Here is a 17269-nt window from a genome sequence, read left to right as displayed (position 1 = left end):
GCGGGGGCTTTTTATTGACGCAATACGGCGACCGAGCAGAGCTTCCATCCTGCCGGCCGATAATACGCAGACCCCAGTGTGACCGTTGCCGTTACGTAGCTGCCGGCCTGGGAAGCTTGCGCCGTCCAGTACTCGGCAACGTGCGCGTCATGATTGTTGCTGACATCGAATGCACCGATCGGCCATTGGTAGCCACGGACCATGTCCCCCCACTCTGGGTATAACGCCCCCGGGTAGCGCAGCAAGTAACTGTTGCCAAGCTCCTGCGGCCGGGGCAGCGCCGCACCGAACCCGATCGAAAAGCTGTTGGCCGTCGCCCAGTTCTGGTGGCATGCCAGCGCCGTGAACCACAGTTTTGCCTTGGGCATGCTGAACTGCACAGACTGCCCGGCAGCATCCTTGATGGTGAATAGCACCTGCGCATGCCCGACGAGTGTCACGTCCCCCGTGCGCGGATCAACCCTGGCGGTGCCGGGATCAGAGCTGCTGAATACATACGGTGCGCGCCCACCCATGACATTGATCCTGAACCTCGCGCCGCTGAATCCGGTCATGGGAAAGCCGCTGTCCGGCGCGAAGGTAAAAGGATCGCCCTGAGGTGAGGCGGTCAGCGAACTGATGCGCAGCAACTTGCTCTGGGGATCGAACACTTGATCCCGCAGATCGAATGCAAACGCCGCCACGTCTGCCGGAGTCGCCGGCAGCCTGATGCGAATGATCGGCAGCATCACCCCGCTGCGGTCATAAAAGTCCTGTTGGTCATATTGGGCAGCGGGTAAACCATTGCCCACGTAGTACAGGGCCTGGATCGGCAACTGCGCGGGAATATCCTGCGGCCATGTTGCGAGCATCATTTCATTGCGGCTGTGGAAGGCGACGTCACGATGTAACGTCATGACCCGGATGGCCTGATAAAACGCGTCTGCTGCCGCCACATTCATCTGGTCACGAACATCGAAACTGCACTGGTAATAACTCTGCGCGACGCCGGGGCGCACGACATGTGCCAGCCATTGCTCAGCCGTGGTAATGCCTTGTGACTGACAGCGCCGGCTCTGCTGTGGATAAGCCCGGTGGGCACCGCAACCGGGATTGTCGCGATCGAATGTGGCGCCATCGATGGGGAACACGCAGAGGATTTCGATACGTCGCTTGTCCGGCGGCATGCTCAGGATCGGATAAAAAACAAACCCATGATCGTAAGTCGAGTCGATCTGCCGAAACTGCGAATCCCGCCTCAGGAAGGAAAATGACACGCCGCCCTTTTGCGCGGCAATCGGGCTGGGGTTCCAGAAATGATAAAGCGGCGAGTGGATGGTCCCACGGAACAGAATGCCGGAACAAAGAAAGGCCGGTGTCGAGGCACTGCCGCAATCGCGCCGCGTATCGGCGTAGCGGGCGGCCAAGGCAGCCGCCGTGGCGTGGCCTTCCTGCTCGAGCCGCGTCTGCTGCGGCGCGTGACCGGACAAGTTATCCACGACGGGTTGTGTGCAGGCCACCAGCAACAGGCAAATCACACCGCTGAACCAGACACGCATTACGACCTCCCGACTTTCCGTGACAGGGCGGGTCAAAACCATAGTGGCCAATGCCTGCCGAATGCACTCTATCCAATACCTGGCCACTGCGGCCGACCACTGTCAGAAATTACAGTCCCGACCAATGGCGTCATGCTTTGCCCGGCGAATATCCATTCCCGCGCCCCTTCGGTAGGATGGTGCTCACGAGTTCAAGGAGCGTTCAAACATGTTCATCGGCGTGCTGCTGGTCATTACCTGGCTGATCCTGTTGCTGCGCTATCCGGCCAAGGCTGTGCCGGTGTCGGTCGCGGCCGCCGTGGGGCTGGGATTGGTCGCGGTCTGGGTGGTGTGGCTGGACAACCGCGAGCTCAAGCAACTGGCGCGTCTGGAGATGCGCATTGCCTATGCGCCTGAACAGTGTCCGGCGGATCGCCCGCTGCAACTGAAAATGAAAAACGGCAACGACGTGCCGCTGACCGAACTGCGCTGGCGCATTGCAGCCTACGCACCGGGTGACACGGTCAATCTGGCCGACAACCAATACACCGCCCCGCGCTATCGCGGCCCCGGCGAACTGCAGGCCGGCGGCAACTGGGAAGACTGTCTGCCGATGCCACCGCTGCGTCCCGGTTATCGTCCGCAAACCCTGGAGTTTCGCGCCGAGCGCTTGCAGGGCAGTTTCTCCGACTGATCCCCTCCCCCACTTTTTGCACAAGGAATGCGCCATGCCCGTTGCGTTGATTACCGGTTGCTCCAGCGGCATTGGCCGCGCCCTCGCCGATGCGTTCAAAGCCGCCGGTTACGAAGTCTGGGCCAGTGCGCGCAAGCCTGATGATGTTGCGGCCCTCGCCGCTGCCGGGTTCACCGCGATCGCGCTGGACGTCAATGACAGCGTGGCGCTGGAACAACTCGCCGAGCGCATCAACCAGCAACACGGCGGCCTCGACGTGCTGATCAACAACGCCGGTTATGGCGCGATGGGGCCGCTGCTCGACGGCGGCGTGCCGGCCATGCAGCGCCAGTTCGAAACCAACGTGTTCTCGATTGTCGGCGTTACGCGCGCACTGTTTCCGGTGCTGCGCCGGGCCAAGGGGCTGGTGGTGAACATCGGCAGTGTCTCAGGGGTTCTGGTCACGCCGTTCGCCGGCGCCTACTGCGCCTCGAAAGCCGCGGTGCATGCCTTGAGCGATGCGTTGCGCATGGAGCTGGCGCCGTTCGGCATTCGCGTGATGGAGGTGCAACCGGGGGCGATTCAGTCGAGTTTCGCCAAGAATGCCGGGCATGAAGCCGAGCAACTGATCAACGAGCAGTCACCTTGGTTTCCGTTGCGCGAGGGGATCAGGGCGCGGGCCAAGGCTTCGCAGGACAAACCGACGCCGGCCAGTGAATTTGCGGCTGAGTTGCTCAAGGCTGTGCAGCAGGGCACGCCGCCACGCTTGATCCGCATTGGTAATGGCAGCCGCGCGTTGCCATTGCTGGCGACGTTATTGCCCAAGGGGTTGCTGGAGTCGACGTTGATGAAGCGGTTCGGCTTGCGTGGGAAGCTCTGAGACCGGGTTGACGCTTTCGCGAGCAGGCTCGCTCCCACAAGAGAATGCGTTCCAAATGTGGGAGCGAGCCTGCTCGCGAAGGGGCCAGATCAGCCAACACTCAGCCCCAGCCCTTCATGAAATCAATAAACGCCCGCACCTTCAGCGGCAAATGCCGGGTATCCGGATACAGCGCGTAAACACCTTGCTGAGCGAAACGGTGATCGGCCAGCAACCGCACCAATCGCCCCGCCTGCAGATCCTCCTGAATCAGCCACTGCGGCAAAATCGCCACGCCTTGCCCGGTCAACGCAAACGCCCTGAGCGTCGCCGAGTTGTCGGCGACGATGGCGGTGGTCCCCGGTTTTGGCTGGTAGACGTGCTCGCTGCCGGCCGGGTCGGTCACGGTCATTTCCGGGACACGGCCATGGCCCAGCGTCGGCATCGACTCCAGCGTCGCCAACGTGGCAACCGGCGCAAAGCGTTCGACCAGCTGCGGCGCGGCCACCGCAAACACTTCGAACCTCGACAACTGCACCGCACGCAGATTGGAGTCGTGCATACGCCCCAGACGGATCGCCAGGTCGAAGCGTTCGGAGATCAGATCGGCGTGGGTCGAGGACGTCGACAAGTGAATGTTCAGTTGCGGCTGTTGCTGGCGAAACACCTCCAGCGCCGGCACCACTTGGGCCAGGGCGAACTCCACGGTGGTGGTGATGCGCAACGTGCCCTTGAGTTGCGAATGCTCGGAGCGCGCTTCCTCGATCGCCAGTCGCGCTTCGTCGAGGGTGCGCAGGCAGCGCCGATAGAAGCGCTCGCCGGCATCGGTCAGGGCCAGTTGCCGGGTGTTGCGCGTGAGCAAGGTGACGCCCAGTTCTTCTTCCAGTCGCTTGAGATTGAAGCTCACCACCGCGCGGGTCTGGCCCAGAGTATCGGCGGCGGCCGTCAACGACCCGGCCTCGACCACGGCTTTGAAAGTGTCAAAACGGTCCAGGCTGACCATATCCAGCGCGCTCCCTGTCAAAATTATTTTGACAAACTAGCAGGCAAACCAGCGTTTTCCTAACGTCTGAAGCGCCTTACCCTGCACCTCTCATCACAGGGAAGCTGCCATGGCCTATCGCTCGAAAGTCGCGCTGGTGTATCTGTTCGGGTTCGCCCTCGACCTGCTGAACATGTTCGCCGCGAGCATTGCCTACCCGGAAATCGCCCGGGAATTACAGGCCTCGGTGACGCAATTGGCGTGGATCACCAACGCCTACATGCTCGGGCTGACACTGATTATTCCGCTGAGCGTGTGGCTGGCGGCGCGGCTGGGCGAGCGGCGGCTGATTCTCGGCTCGTTGCTGCTGTTCGGAATCGCTTCCGGTCTGGTGGCCCAGGCCGGGTCGATTGAAAGCCTGATCGGCTGGCGTTTGCTGCAAGGGCTCGGTGGCGGCTTGTTGCTGCCGATCGGTCAGGCCTTGGCCTATCGGCAGTATCCAGCGACGCAACGCGCGCACCTGACCGGCGTGGTGCTGATGGTCGCGCTGATGGTGCCAGCCCTGTCGCCAGCGGCGGGCGGCCTTATCGTCGAGGCGTTGTCATGGCGCTGGATTTTCTACCTGAACATGCCGCTGGCGCTGCTCGCGTTAGGCTTGGGTCTGCTGTGGTTGCAAGCGGATCAACCCGGCACGGAACGCCCGACACTGGATATGCGCGGGTTGCTGTTGGCGGTGGCAGCCCTGAGTCTGTTGCTGATTGCTGTGAGCCTGGCGAGCGCCGCCGCTACCCGACACCTCGCCGCCGGGGTTCTGCTGCTCGGTGTCCTGACCCTATGGCTGTACCTGCGCGATGGCTGGCATAAACCCGACGCGGTGCTCGACCTGCAACTGCTCAAGAGCCCGTCGCTACGCCTGGCGATGCTGATCTACCTGTTCGTGCCCGGGGTGTTTACCGGCACCAACATGATTGCCGTGTTGTACCTGCACGACCTCGGTTTCGGCGCGGCGCAGACCGGTGCGCTGATGCTGTCCTGGGCAGCCGCATCGGGTATGGCGATCATGCTCGGCAAACGCAGTTTCAACCGCATCGGCCCCAAACCGTTGCTGATCGCCGGGATGCTTTTGCAGTGCCTGGGGATTGTCCTGCTGATGCGCATCGAACAGCCCGCCGCCACGCCGCTGATCATTGCCTATGCCTTGATGGGACTGGGCGGCAGCCTATGCAGCGTGACCGCGCAGAGCCTGGCGTTTGTCGGCATCGCGCCAGAAAAAATGGGCCACTCCAGTGCGCTGTGGAACATCAATCGCCAGCTCGGTTTCTGCCTTGGCGCCGCGTTGCTCAGTTCGCTGTTGGGCGCACTGGGCGGCCACGGATTCAAATACTGCTTTGTCGCGGCGGCCTTGCTCACCTTGCTGCCGATGATCGCCGTGCTGCGTTTCGACGCCTCCAAAGTGCTCGCCCTGCTGAGCCCACCTCCCCTTCAGGAAAAATCCACATGACTGACTACAACGAATATTTTGATGAAGTGATCCAGGCCCATCTGGTCATCGAACGCTGGTTTGCCGTGGAGCAGGATTCGGCGGAACTTGCGCGCTTGCTGGGCCGGTTCTCGGCGGATTTTTCCATGGTCACGCCGCTGGGCGTGGCGCTGGATATCGAAGCCTTGCGTGCGCTGTTTCACGCGGCGGGCGGGAAGAAGCCCGGGTTCAGGATCGAGCTCAGTGAACTACGCGGGATTGCGCTGCATGCGCATGGCGCGACGCTGAGTTATCGCGAGCAGCAGAGCGATGCGAGCGGGTTGCGCACCGATCGCCGGTCGACGGTGGTGTTTGAAAAGGCCGAGGCCGGGCGGGTGCTGTGGCGGCATTTGCAGGAGACGTTTTGCCAAGGCTGATGGAATCCCATTGTGGCGAGGGAGCTTGCTCCCGCTCGGCTGCGTAGCAGTCGTCAAACCTGCCTACGCGGTGTGCCTGACCTCACTGGCGAGCAGGTTTTGGGGCTACTTCGCAGCCCAGCGGGAGCAAGCTCCCTCGCCACAGGGTTACTCGACAGCGTCCTGCTTCACCACCACCGTGCAAGTAATCCCCGCCGCCAACAACACACCCTCCGGCACTTCGTCGATGTGAATGCGCACCGGCACCCGCTGCGCCAGACGCACCCAGTTGAAAGTCGGGTTGACGTCGGCGATCAGCTCGCGGCTTTCCGGGTTGTCGCGGTCGTAGATGCCGCGGGAAATACTCTCTACGTGGCCCTTCAACACTTCGCCGCTCATCAGTTGCATATCGGCCTTGTCGCCTACGCGCACGTGCGGCAGTTTGGTCTCTTCGAAGAAGCCGTAGACCCAGAACGAGTTCATGTCGACCACGGCCATTTTCGCTTCGCCGATGCGCGCGTAGTCGCCGCGATGCACGTTGAGGTTGGTCACATAGCCGTCCACCGCCGCGCGCACTTCGGTGCGTTTGAGGTTGAGTTCGGCGGCTTCCAGTTGCGCTTGTGCGTGTTGGTAATCGGCCAGTGCGGCGTCGGCGATGTTGCTGGCGTCGTCGCGGTTTTCCTTGGAGATCACCAGGTTGTCCAGATCAGCGCGGCGATGGGCGTTGACCTTGCGCATTTCCCAGGTCGACTTGCGCGAAGCCACCAACGACTGCGCCTGTTTGACCGCGATGCGGTAGTGTTCAGGGTCGATCTGCATCAGCAGGTCGCCCTTCTTCACCAACTGGTTGTCGCGCACCGGTACGTCGACCACTTCCCCGGTGACGTCGGCGGCGACGTTGATGATGTCCGCCCGCACTCGACCGTCGCGGGTCCACGGCGTGTTCATGTAGTGCTCCCACAGGGTCCGGCCGATCCACAGTGCCAGGGCCAGCACCAGCAAGGTCGCGAGCAGGCTGAAAAACTTTTTCATCAGAACGTTCTCAACGGTAGACAGTCAGCGCCATGGCGCCGAACAGACAGGTAAACAGACTCAGACGCAGCAGCGCCGGGTGCCAGAAAAAGCGGTACAGATCGAACCCCGAAAGGAACCGGTCCAGCGCCCAGGCCAGCGCCGCAGCGATGAAAAACATCAGGGTCATGGTCGGCATGTACACGCCGTGGAAGGCGATTTCACGAGGCATGGGCAAGTCCTTCGGGCTTGGCGATGGCATAGGCGGCGAGTGGTGATTGCGGATCGAGCAACGTGGTGCGGATGAAGTGCAGATAGCTTTTCACCCGGCGTAACGCGGACGTGTCGAAGTGCGGCGCGAACGGCTCGTCAGTCGCGGCGACCCGGTTGATCGCGTGATCGACCGCCACCAGCGCGCGTTCGAGATTGCTCGGATTCGGTTGCAGAAACAGCCGCACCAGCGCCCGGCCCATCACGCGGATCGCCTGCCGCCACGGCTGCGATTCGGCATACGCCGGATGCACCGGGAGGATCGCCTGTTCCTTGCGCAACTCGATGATCGCGTGGCCGACTTCGAGCACCACGAACATCCAGCGCAGCAGGTTCTTCTGCACCTTCGGCTGGCCGGCAGCGAGGCCGTATGCCTGATGCAGCAGATCACGGGTACGACTCTCGAAACTCGACGCCAGGCCCTTAAGCTTGCCGCTGATCGCATAGACCACTTGCTCGCGCAGATCCTGCTCCAGGCGCTTCCACAACCAGCGGCTGTTGGGCGGCAGAATGATTGCGCCCGCCGCCGCGCAGACCAGCATGCCCATGACCATGGCGATGTAGTCGTTGATGAAGGTGTAAGGGTTGTAAATGGTCAGGTTGTCCGGCACCGAACCGGTGCTGAAGAAGATCAACAGACCGAGACCGACCCCGGCGTATTGCGGTCGCGAAGCGAGGAACGAGCCGAGCACGATGACTGGCGCGAGCATCACGCACAGCAGCGGAAATCCATCGATCCACGGGAAGATGAAAAACATCTCGACGAAGCCGATCAGCGCCCCGAGGAACGTACCGCAGGCCATTTGAAAAGCCATGCGTTTCGGGTTCGGCGTGGCGGCGGACAGGCCCACGGTCGCGGCGGCAATCAGGGTCATGGTCGCGCCGCTCGGCCACGCGGTAGCGACCCAGTAACTTCCGAGCACGATCAGGATGAACGAGGCGCGAATCCCCGAAGCCGCGGCGGCCCACCAGTTGGTTTGCGGAGTGAACGGCTCGTCCCAGCGCTCGCGTTCGTGGCGGTGATCGGCCAGGGATGCGTGGGTCTGTGCATAACTGTGCAGGTCGTCGACGAAGCGATAGAGCAGTTCGTACGCGGTATGGAAATCCAGTTGTTCGGCTTCACTCGGACCGGTTTCCTGGAAAATGCCGCGCAGGGTACGCACGCGCGTCGGCAGGCCTTCCTTGTACGCAGCCAATGCCGTCGCCAGACGTGCGGCATCCGGGCTGGTCAGGGCGCGGCCACTGAAGCCGTCGAGCACTTCTGCCAGATCCTGCAGACCCGGCCGGATCGCGGCCACCACGTGTTCTTCGCCATTGCCACGCAGGCGCTCGAGTAACTGATGCAGCGCGTTGAAGCGGGTGGTGATGCCCATGAACTCGCTGTTCAAGCGACTGAGGCGACCGTTGCGCCGACGCATGTGCGGGTCTTCGAACACGGTCACGCTGCGCAGCCCTTCCAGGCCCACCGCTTCGGCGATAAAGCGCACGTTGCTCGCTTCGAACGATTCGGCTTTGCTGCGCCCGCGCAGGCCATCGGTGACGAACAGGGCGAATACACCGAAGCGCTGATACAAGGCGTTGCGCATCGCTGCGCTGGCGGTTTGCGGCAGGATCGCAGCGCTGACCACGGTCGAGCAGAGAATCCCCAGCGAAATCTCCAGCACCCGCCACACGGCGGCCATGAACGCACCGTCCGGATGCGCCAGCGCCGGCAGGCCGACCATCGCCGCGGTGTAGCCGGCGAGGACAAAACCGTAGGCGCGAAAGTTGCGGCAACGCGCCGCACCGGCCGAGCAGATACCGACCCAGATCGCCAGCGAACCGAGGAACAACTCGGTGTTCTGCGCGAACAGCGCGATCAGCGTGACCATCATCGCCGACCCGGCCAGGGTGCCGAGGAAACGATAGAAACTCTTGGCGAACACCTGGCCGCTCTGCGGCTGCATGACGATGAATACGGTGATCATCGCCGTACGCGGTTGCGGCAACTCCAGGCGCATCGCCAGCCACAGCGTGAGGAACGCGGCGAGCAATACCTTGAAGATGTAGACCCAGGTCACGCCATCACTGCGCGCCCAGTCGAACAAACCCCGACGCCATTCCAGGGAGTAGAGCCAGCGTAGAGGTGCGGGCAAGGGAGTCATTTGGACTTGCTCGATAAAGGAAGAAAAAGTCTGTGGATCACGCATTTCCTGTGGCGAGGGAGCTTGCTCCCGCTTGAGTGCGCAGCGCTCACAAGATTTTTGGGGCTGCTGCGCAGCCCAGCGGGAGCAAGCTCCCTCGCCACAGGTTTGCGCATGCCGTTGAGGTGGTGTTCACCGCAGCAGGGCCGGGGTTTTCGGGGCTGCTGTTTGCTCGGTGGTCGGCACATCATTGCCAGCCCCGAGGCCGCCACCCAGCGCCGTCACCAGCTCGGCATGCGCACTCAAGCGCGCCGCCTGCACCTGCTGCTGCACTTGCTGCTGCTTGAACAGCAAGGTCTGCGCATTCAGCACGTTGAGGTAATCGGTGAGGCCACGCTGATAAGCGATCATCGCGATGTCGTAGGTCTTCTGCGCGGTGGCCACCGACTCGGCGGCGAAGGCTTGCTGCTTGTCCATCGACTCGCGGCGGATCAACTGGTCGGAGATGTTCTTCAGTGCGTTGACCAGCGTCTGGTTGTAATGCGCGACGGCGATGTCATACCCGGCGGAGGCTTCACCCAGCTCACTGCGCAAACGCCCCCCGTCGAAGATCGGCAATGAGATCGCCGGGCCGACGTTGTAATTGAGTTTCTTGCCAGTCAAAAACTCCAGCGCCCCGCCGCCGGTGGCCATGTAGCCGAGGCTGCCAACCAGATCGACGTTGGGATAAAACCCGGCATGCGCCACATCAATGCCGCGTGCCTGCGCCGCCACTTGCCAACGACTGGCGACCACGTCCGGGCGCTGACCGAGCAACTCGGCGGGCAATGCCGATGGCAGTTTCAACGCAGCACCCAGCGCCAGCGTCGGCCGCTGCAACTGCGCCCCGGCGCCCGGGCCTTTGCCCGCCAGCGCGGCGATCTGGTTACGGCTCAGGGCGATTTCTTCGTCCAGCGCATCCAGTTGCCGATGGGTCTCCGGCAACGGCGTTTCGGCCTGACTGACTTCAAAGTGCGTGCCGATGCCGCCGTCGAGACGCTTCTGCGCCAGATCCAAAATCTGCTGTTGCTGCTTGAGCGTCGCGGCGACGATGTCGCGCTGGGCGTAATGCAGCGACAGCTCGATGTAGGCGCGCACGATGTTGTTCTGCAATTCCAGTTGCGCCAGCCGCGCTTCGGCGGCGCTCATGTGCGCCAGATCCACCGCGCGTTCGCTGGCATTGCTTTCCCGCCCCCAGAGGTCGAGGGCGTAGCTGAAACCCAGCGCGGCGTTGTTGTCCCAGGTGGTGGTGTTGGCCAGATCGCCGGGGCCGTAGAACTGATCGGTCGGCCAGTTGTGGCGTTTGAGGGTCGACTCGCCATTGATCTGCAATGACTCGGCGGATTCGGCGACACCGGCCATGGCTTTGGCTTGACGTACTCGCGCAGCAGCCATGGCCATGCTCGGGCTGCCCTGCACGGCGAGGTCGATCCAGTGATTGAGTTGCGGGTCGCCGTAGGCTTGCCACCATTGCGCGGTGGGCCAGTTTGCGTCACGGGCGGCATGGGCGATGGCGTCGTCAGTGGCCAGTGCGTCGGCTTCCAATGCCGTGCTATGCGGGGCAATTCCTTGCGTTGAGATGCAGCCGCTGAGACCCAGGGTAAAAGCCAGAACACTGAGCGGCAAAAGCGCTCTGATGATGCGACGCGGCACAGCTGCGAATTCCTGAAAGAGGATAAGGCGGGGACGTGTTCCCTTCTGCAGGAGCTGCCGAAGGCTCGGGCCGCGTTCGGACGATCTTTTGATCTTGATTCCCTTAAAACAGAATCAAAAGATCGCAGCCTGCGGCAGCTCCTACAGGGAACGGCGCAATTCTAGGTGGGCGCCTTGGTGGCGATAAGCTGGGATTCCTGTGAATCTTTGTTACCGTTAACGAGATAATCCGTTGGTCGGGGGTCTCAGCCCCTGAAACTTCGTGTCACAATTTGCCATCTCCCTTGAGAGCACCCCATGGACACATTGCAAAACATGCGCGCCTTCAGTTGTGTGGCCGAAGCCGGCAGCTTCACCGCCGCCGCCGTGCAACTCGACACCACCACGGCCAACGTCTCGCGCGCGGTCTCCAACCTGGAAGCCCACCTGCAAACCCGCCTGCTCAATCGCACGACCCGGCGCATCGCCCTGACCGAGGCCGGCAAGCGCTACCTGCTGCGCTGCGAACAGATCCTGGCCTATGTCGAAGAAGCCGAAGCCGAGGCCAGCCAAGCCCACGCGCGCCCCGCCGGCCAGTTGAAAGTGCACACCATGACCGGCATCGGCCAGCACTTCGTGATCGACGCCATCGCCCGCTACCGCAAGACCCACCCGGACGTGACCTTCGACCTGACCATGGCCAACCGCGTGCCGGACCTGCTCGACGAGGGCTACGACGTGTCCATCGTGCTGGCCAGCGAACTGCCGGACTCGGGCTTCGTCTCGCAACGCCTGGGCATCACCTACAGCATCGTCTGCGCCTCCCCGGCCTACGTGAAAGCCAACGGCTGCGCGCAAAAACCCAGCGACCTGCTGAACCACGCCTGCCTGCGCCTCGTCAGCCCGGTGATCCCCCTGGAAAAATGGGCCTTCAACGGCCCCGAAGGCCAGGAAATGGTCACCATCAACAGCTCGCCGTTCCTGGTGAACTCCGCCGACGCGATGAAAGCCGCGATCATCAGCGGCATGGGCGTCGGCGTCCTGCCGGTCTACGCCGCCATCGAAGGCCTGCGCAACGGCACGCTGGTACGGATGATGCCCAACTACCGCTCGCAGGAACTCAACCTGTACGCGATCTACCCGTCGCGGCAATACCTGGACGCGAAGATCAAGACCTGGGTCGAGTATTTGCGCGGGTCACTGCCGGAGATATTGGCGGCGCATCAGGCGGAACTGGCCGCCTACGAGTTAAGCGGCAGCCTCGCCGGAGCCCGTGTCGCCAACTGATTTTCAACACACGGTGTTCACTGTAGGAGCTGCCGCAGGCTGCGATCTTTTGCCCTTGATGTTTAAAAATCAAAAGATCGCAGCCTGCGGCCGCTCCTACAGAAGCGGTGATTTGAAGGGAGTTTTCCGACAGGTTTTGACGGTTGTGGCTCGGAAGTGGGGTGGATAAGCTTTTCCGATCGCTGAAAACTCAGCGAACGGGCTTGGTCGCTCGGATTATGAATGGCGCACCTAAGGAATTTCACCATGCCTAATCCCAACCAAAATCCGCCCCAAGCGGAAAGCACCTCCCCCTACGAATCCCTCGATTCAAAAAAGCTCCACGACGCCGCCGAGCGTGCACTCGACCATTACCTGAAACCTTCCGCCGCCGCTGTGAGATTCCACAAACCCAGCAGCATGTTCCAGGTCGCCCCCGACATGGACAACGAAAGCCTGCTGGTCCACGCCTGCGAATCACTGGCCTCGGCGAGCATCATGACCAGCGATATCGCCGCGTATGTGGACAGCCCGCAGCGGCAGACGATACTGGCAATTCAGCAGATCATCATGCTGGCTGAACTGGCGGTGAATCGGGTGCTGGACAATGTCGAAGTGAGCCAATCTGCGGCACATAGCTGAGCCATTGCAGGAGCGGGTTTGCTCGCGCAGCCAAGCCATTACACGATGTAACTATGTAGGAGCTGCCGCAGGCTGCGATCTTTTGATTTTAAAGATCAAAAGATCGCAGCCTGCGGCAGCTCCTACAATTGGATTGGGTGCAGTCAGTTGGAGATTGGTTGGTCAGGCCGCCATCGCCAGCGGGCCAGCCCCTTCAAGATCAAGATCAAGATCAAGATCAAGATCAAGATCAAAAGATCGCAGCCTTCGGCAGCTCCTACACTGGCCGAGTGTCAGCTCGCCGAAAGCTCTTGATCTTGCCGTGCCGGCCCTTTCGGCAGGCTGAGTGGAGGGGTTTATCCGGGGGTAGGCGCGCAGCGCCATGCGGCGAAGCCGCATACATCGAGAGGAGGTGCAGCGAAGCAAACCGGAGGCGATGCCCCCGGATGAACCCCGCAACGAAGGAACCCGAGCCTAGGCGAGGGCCGTACGCCGGGGCCCAGCGTTTTGGTTACTTTTTGGCGTCTGAAAAAGTGACTCGCCGTAAGGGCGAAACCGCCAGCCGCAACACCCGAAACAACGGATAAACACCCAAAACCCCAAAGAGCATGGTCGGCCCAGAGGCCGCCAAGACAAGCCAAACCCCACAAAGAAATGTTAGCGTGCTTGGTAATAAAGACAGCCGAGCCCATGCCCGATGAAAAAAACAGTCCTGGCCTTCAGCCGCATCACCCCGCCCATGATCGAACGCCTGCAGCAAGAGTTCGACGTCATCGTCCCCAACCCAAAGAACGGCGACATCAGCGCCCAATTCAACGAAGCCCTCCCCCACGCCCACGGCCTCATCGGCGTCGGCCGCAAACTCGGCAAAGCCCAACTCGAAACCGCCACAAAACTCGAAGTGGTCGCCAGCGTCTCCGTCGGCTACGACAACTACGACCTCGCCTACTTCAATGAACGCGGGATCATGCTCACCAACACCCCCGACGTACTCACCGAAAGCACCGCCGACCTCGCCTTCGCCCTGATCATGAGCAGCGCCCGCCGCGTCGCCGAACTCGACGCCTGGACCAAGGCCGGCCAATGGCAGGCCAGCGTCGGCGCACCGTTGTTCGGCTGTGACGTCCACGGCAAGACCCTGGGCATCGTCGGCATGGGCAACATCGGCGCCGCCGTCGCCCGCCGTGGCCATTTCGGCTTCAACATGCCGATTATCTACAGTGGCAACAGCCGCAAGACCGAACTGGAACAGCAACTCGGCGCACAATTTCGCAGCCTCGACCAGTTGCTCGCCGAGGCCGATTTCGTCTGTCTGGTCGTGCCGCTCAGCGACAAGACCCGTCACCTGATCAGCCACCGAGAATTGGCGCTGATGAAACCGGGCGCGATCCTGGTCAACATTTCCCGTGGCCCGGTGGTCGATGAGCCGGCGCTGATCGAAGCCCTGCAGAACAACCGCATCCGCGGCGCCGGCCTGGACGTCTACGAGAAAGAACCGTTGGCCGAATCGCCACTGTTCCAGTTGAAAAATGCTGTGACATTACCGCACATCGGCTCCGCGACGAATGAAACACGCGAAGCCATGGCCAATCGCGCAGTGGCCAACCTGCGCAGCGCCTTGCTCGGCGAGCGTCCGCGGGATCTGGTGAACCCACAGGTCTGGCGCGGTTAAACACAATCGGGCAAGTGTCAGAAGACACTTGCCCGTCAAGTTACGCACTTGCACATACTTTGCAATTCAACCCGCCACCAAAACAAAAGACCCCGCTATAAACTCTCCCGACATATCGAATTCTCGACAAATGTTATGGAGAACACACTTGAACGCTCTGACCATGGATAAAACTATCCGCTACAGCAAAGTCATACTGATGAGCTACTTCAGTTTCTTTGGCTTGTTGATGATGTTCAGCAATTTCACCGATTACGGCTCAAACTACCAATATGTCGCGCACGTGCTGAGCATGGACACGACCGGGCACAACGCCAACTTGCGCTACCGCGCCATCACCTCGCCAATACTGCACCACCGCATCTACTGGCTGATCATTACGCTGGAAGTTACTTTCAGCACATTTTGCCTATTGGGCGTGTACCAACTTTTCAAGCACATCAATGCTTCCGGTGAGGAGTTTCACGAGGCCAAGAAGTTCTCCGTCATCGGTCTGATGATTGCCATTTTCATCTACTACGTATGTTTTCAAGTTGTCGGTGTCGAATGGTTCGACATGGACACTTCAGAAAAATGGAATGCCAAGGACTGGGCCCGGCATATTGTCGATTTCATCTTGCCGCTGATGATTTACATCGTAATAAAAATCGAGCGCTGAACATCAGCGCCCGAACAGTTTTGCGTTCAAGCCAACTTGCCCTGTACCGGCAATACCGCTGCCCGAGGCCGGCGAAATACCAATACGTTGCCGAACATCACCAGTACCAGCCCGACCAGCGCTGGCGCCGTCCATTGATAGCCTTCGGCAAACGCCGACACGTTCAGCGCCACCACCGGGAACAGCACGGTGCAATAGGCTGCACGCTCCGGCCCCATGCGTCCGACCAGCGTCAGGTAGGCGGTGAAGCCAATTACCGAGCCAGGGATCACCAGATACAGCAGCGCGCCGACGTAACGTGGCGACCAGTCCATGTCGAACGGAATGCCTTTGACCAGGCACCACACTGACAACATCATCGCCCCGTAGGCCATGCCCCAGGCGTTGGTGGTCAACGGTTTCAGACCGGCCTTCTGTTGCAGGCTCGAGAGCATGTTGCCCGCCGAAAAACATAAGGTGCCACACAGTGCCAGGCCAAGACCGAGCAACGTTTCAGGGCTGGCGTGATGGCCGGCCAGTTCCGGCCAGAACAGCATTCCCAGGCCAGACAGGCCGAGAGCTCCGCCCATCAGCACGTTGCGGGCGATGCGCTGATCGAAGAACACCCGGGCATTGAGCGCGTTCCACAATGTGGCCGTGGAAAACACCACCGCGACCAGCCCGCTGGGAATCCATTGGCTGGCCGTCAGAAAGCACATGAAGTTGACGCAGAACAGGCACAAACCCTGCGCCACGCAGATCAGATGCCCGCGCCGATTCATCGGTTGCAGCCGCCGACTGAGCAGCAACAACACAAACAGCACCAGCGCGGCGAGGCCAAAGCGATAGACGATCGATACCGGAATCGCGACCACACCCAGTTGCCATTTCAGGGCAATCCAGGTGGTGCCCCAGATCAGCACAGTCAGCAGATACAGCGAAAGGTTCATGACGAGACTCCTGAGGACACCGGACACGTTGTGGCTAGCGAGCTTGCTCGCGCTGGGCTGCGAAGCGGCCCCGTTCATGAGTGCTGCGCACTCGGCGGGAGCAAGCTCCCTCGCCACAGGTTTTACGTTTAACAGCGATTCAGGGTGCGGCAGCCAGGATCTGGGCGCTTGCAGATTCTTGCGCTTTTGTCGCCCGACAGGCTGGCAGCGCGCAGGCTACGGAGTAGGATGCAAGGCGTTGGAGAGAACCGAACATGGCCGCTATCGATACCCTGCAAGTCTTTCAAGCCCTCAACCGCTCGCCGAACGCACGCCTTGTGCACAGCGCCGAGCTCGGTGACGGCTTGTCTGCGGCCCTGTGGACCAACCACCACGATGCCCAGGAATACGAAGCACCGAGCCATCACACGCTGTCCTGCTACATCGCCGGTGGCACCGGCACGTTTCGTCGCGGCCAACCGGGGCACAAGGGTGGGCCGGACAAGCTGTGCATCCTGCCGGCGGATCATGAATCCGGGTGGGTGATCAACGGCGATATCCGCCTCGCTCATCTGTATTTCAGTGCCGAGCAGTTTGCGTTGGGGTGCGTCACCTTGCTCGATCGCGAGCCGCGAGAGATGCAACTACGCGAGCAGACCTTTCTGGAAGATCCGCAGCAGGCCCGACGCTTTCGGCAGTTACTGACGCTGAATTGGGACGAACCTGCCGAACGCTTGCTGACCAGCAGCATTGCTCATGAGTTGATCAGCCATACCCTGCTCAGCCAGGTCGGCGCCCGTCAGGGTTTGCGCCTCAAGGGCGGACTGGCACCGCATCAGCGGCGGCAATTGGTCGAGTTCATCGACAGTCAGTTGGCCGAGCCGATCAGCCTCGGGCAGTTGGCCGGGTTGTGTGCATTGTCGGAATACCACTTTGCCCGGATGTTTCGCGTGAGCTTTGGCTTGCCGCCGCATCAATACGTACTGGCACGGCGCTTGACCCGGGCGCGGGAGTTATTGCGCGCAACGGTGTTGCCATTGGGGGAGATTGCGTTGGGGTGCGGGTTTGCCAGTGCCAGTCATTTCACCAACCGGTTTCGGCAGGTATTGGGTGGGACGCCTGGGGAATATCGGCAGGCGTTTTTGCGTTAGAGCCACATCAAA

16 protein-coding genes are annotated in these 17269 nt (G+C 61.3%); 9 read left to right on the top strand and 7 right to left on the bottom strand.

Annotation, left to right across the window (positions count from 1 at the left end):
* Positions 1-11: 11 nt before the first annotated feature.
* Positions 12-1538, bottom strand: a complete 1527-nt coding sequence (locus LOY52_RS04750) for a hypothetical protein (RefSeq protein WP_258678535.1) — start codon at positions 1536-1538, stop codon at positions 12-14.
* 208 nt (positions 1539-1746) lie between these two features.
* Here LOY52_RS04750 and LOY52_RS04745 point away from each other — a divergent pair, with 208 nt between their 5' ends.
* Positions 1747-2211: a multidrug transporter gene (locus tag LOY52_RS04745; protein WP_258678533.1), complete on the top strand. Its 465-nt coding sequence runs from the start codon at positions 1747-1749 to the stop codon at positions 2209-2211.
* Between the two features lie 34 nt (positions 2212-2245).
* Entirely contained in the window at positions 2246-3070 is an 825-nt protein-coding gene (locus tag LOY52_RS04740) for an SDR family oxidoreductase (protein WP_258678531.1), read from the top strand.
* A gap of 100 nt (positions 3071-3170) precedes the next feature.
* Here the strand turns inward: LOY52_RS04740 and LOY52_RS04735 are convergent, their stop codons facing one another.
* Positions 3171-4052: a LysR family transcriptional regulator gene (locus LOY52_RS04735; RefSeq protein ID WP_258678530.1), complete on the bottom strand. Its 882-nt coding sequence runs from the start codon at positions 4050-4052 to the stop codon at positions 3171-3173.
* A gap of 109 nt (positions 4053-4161) precedes the next feature.
* Between LOY52_RS04735 and LOY52_RS04730 the strand changes: the two genes are divergently transcribed.
* Together LOY52_RS04730 and LOY52_RS04725 are read left to right on the top strand one after the other, a co-directional pair.
* A complete protein-coding gene (locus tag LOY52_RS04730; RefSeq protein WP_258678528.1) occupies positions 4162-5532 on the top strand; it encodes an MFS transporter in 1371 nt (456 codons plus the stop codon).
* Positions 5529-5927, top strand: a complete 399-nt coding sequence (locus LOY52_RS04725) for a DUF4440 domain-containing protein (RefSeq protein ID WP_258678520.1) — start codon at positions 5529-5531, stop codon at positions 5925-5927. The genes LOY52_RS04730 and LOY52_RS04725 overlap by 4 nt, the downstream gene beginning before the upstream one ends.
* Positions 5928-6074: 147 nt before the next feature.
* Here LOY52_RS04725 and LOY52_RS04720 read toward each other — a convergent pair whose 3' ends face one another.
* The 4 genes from LOY52_RS04720 to LOY52_RS04705 form a co-directional block, all read right to left on the bottom strand.
* A complete protein-coding gene (locus tag LOY52_RS04720; protein ID WP_258678516.1) occupies positions 6075-6938 on the bottom strand; it encodes an HlyD family secretion protein in 864 nt (287 codons plus the stop codon).
* Positions 6939-6948: 10 nt separating this feature from the next.
* Positions 6949-7149: a DUF1656 domain-containing protein gene (locus tag LOY52_RS04715; RefSeq protein ID WP_015096751.1), complete on the bottom strand. Its 201-nt coding sequence runs from the start codon at positions 7147-7149 to the stop codon at positions 6949-6951.
* Entirely contained in the window at positions 7139-9331 is a 2193-nt protein-coding gene (locus LOY52_RS04710; protein WP_258678513.1) for an FUSC family protein, read from the bottom strand. The genes LOY52_RS04715 and LOY52_RS04710 overlap by 11 nt, the downstream gene beginning before the upstream one ends.
* A gap of 171 nt (positions 9332-9502) precedes the next feature.
* Positions 9503-11002 carry an efflux transporter outer membrane subunit gene (locus LOY52_RS04705; protein ID WP_258678511.1) on the bottom strand — a complete coding sequence of 500 codons (1500 nt, stop codon included), beginning with the start codon at positions 11000-11002 and terminating at the stop codon, positions 9503-9505.
* 297 nt (positions 11003-11299) lie between these two features.
* On the opposite strand from LOY52_RS04705, the gene LOY52_RS04700 reads away from it, so the two are divergent.
* From LOY52_RS04700 to LOY52_RS04685, 4 genes are all read left to right on the top strand, one after another.
* Entirely contained in the window at positions 11300-12268 is a 969-nt protein-coding gene (locus LOY52_RS04700; protein ID WP_258678510.1) for a LysR family transcriptional regulator, read from the top strand.
* Between the two features lie 246 nt (positions 12269-12514).
* The gene (locus LOY52_RS04695; RefSeq protein WP_258678509.1) at positions 12515-12889 is read left to right on the top strand and encodes a DUF6124 family protein; all 375 of its coding nucleotides are present in this window, start codon (positions 12515-12517) and stop codon (positions 12887-12889) included.
* 676 nt (positions 12890-13565) lie between these two features.
* Positions 13566-14540, top strand: coding sequence for a D-glycerate dehydrogenase (locus LOY52_RS04690; protein WP_258678508.1), 975 nt, complete (start codon positions 13566-13568; stop codon positions 14538-14540).
* A 148-nt stretch (positions 14541-14688) separates the two neighbouring features.
* Entirely contained in the window at positions 14689-15198 is a 510-nt protein-coding gene (locus LOY52_RS04685) for a DUF2165 family protein (protein WP_258678507.1), read from the top strand.
* 26 nt (positions 15199-15224) lie between these two features.
* Here the strand turns inward: LOY52_RS04685 and LOY52_RS04680 are convergent, their stop codons facing one another.
* A complete protein-coding gene (locus tag LOY52_RS04680) occupies positions 15225-16127 on the bottom strand; it encodes a DMT family transporter (protein WP_258678504.1) in 903 nt (300 codons plus the stop codon).
* Positions 16128-16381: 254 nt separating this feature from the next.
* Here LOY52_RS04680 and LOY52_RS04675 point away from each other — a divergent pair, with 254 nt between their 5' ends.
* The gene (locus LOY52_RS04675; protein WP_258678503.1) at positions 16382-17257 is read left to right on the top strand and encodes an AraC family transcriptional regulator; all 876 of its coding nucleotides are present in this window, start codon (positions 16382-16384) and stop codon (positions 17255-17257) included.
* The last annotated feature ends 12 nt before the right edge of the window (positions 17258-17269 follow it).

This window comes from Pseudomonas sp. B21-051, assembly GCF_024748795.1.
Classification (GTDB): domain Bacteria; phylum Pseudomonadota; class Gammaproteobacteria; order Pseudomonadales; family Pseudomonadaceae; genus Aquipseudomonas; species Aquipseudomonas putida_A.
The sequence above is the reverse complement of the archived record's forward strand: the minus strand, read 5'-3'. Positions and strand labels throughout refer to the sequence as shown.

Coding starts and splice junctions, on each gene's coding strand:
- LOY52_RS04695 (WP_258678509.1), top strand. CDS start 12,515: ATGCCTAATCCCAACCAAAATCCGCCCCAAGCGGAAAGCACCTCCCCC.
- LOY52_RS04740 (WP_258678531.1), top strand. CDS start 2,246: ATGCCCGTTGCGTTGATTACCGGTTGCTCCAGCGGCATTGGCCGCGCC.
- LOY52_RS04735 (WP_258678530.1), bottom strand. CDS start 4,052: ATGGTCAGCCTGGACCGTTTTGACACTTTCAAAGCCGTGGTCGAGGCC.
- LOY52_RS04710 (WP_258678513.1), bottom strand. CDS start 9,331: ATGACTCCCTTGCCCGCACCTCTACGCTGGCTCTACTCCCTGGAATGG.
- LOY52_RS04700 (WP_258678510.1), top strand. CDS start 11,300: ATGGACACATTGCAAAACATGCGCGCCTTCAGTTGTGTGGCCGAAGCC.
- LOY52_RS04730 (WP_258678528.1), top strand. CDS start 4,162: ATGGCCTATCGCTCGAAAGTCGCGCTGGTGTATCTGTTCGGGTTCGCC.
- LOY52_RS04675 (WP_258678503.1), top strand. CDS start 16,382: ATGGCCGCTATCGATACCCTGCAAGTCTTTCAAGCCCTCAACCGCTCG.
- LOY52_RS04690 (WP_258678508.1), top strand. CDS start 13,566: ATGAAAAAAACAGTCCTGGCCTTCAGCCGCATCACCCCGCCCATGATC.
- LOY52_RS04750 (WP_258678535.1), bottom strand. CDS start 1,538: ATGCGTGTCTGGTTCAGCGGTGTGATTTGCCTGTTGCTGGTGGCCTGC.
- LOY52_RS04720 (WP_258678516.1), bottom strand. CDS start 6,938: ATGAAAAAGTTTTTCAGCCTGCTCGCGACCTTGCTGGTGCTGGCCCTG.
- LOY52_RS04725 (WP_258678520.1), top strand. CDS start 5,529: ATGACTGACTACAACGAATATTTTGATGAAGTGATCCAGGCCCATCTG.
- LOY52_RS04715 (WP_015096751.1), bottom strand. CDS start 7,149: ATGCCTCGTGAAATCGCCTTCCACGGCGTGTACATGCCGACCATGACC.
- LOY52_RS04745 (WP_258678533.1), top strand. CDS start 1,747: ATGTTCATCGGCGTGCTGCTGGTCATTACCTGGCTGATCCTGTTGCTG.
- LOY52_RS04680 (WP_258678504.1), bottom strand. CDS start 16,127: ATGAACCTTTCGCTGTATCTGCTGACTGTGCTGATCTGGGGCACCACC.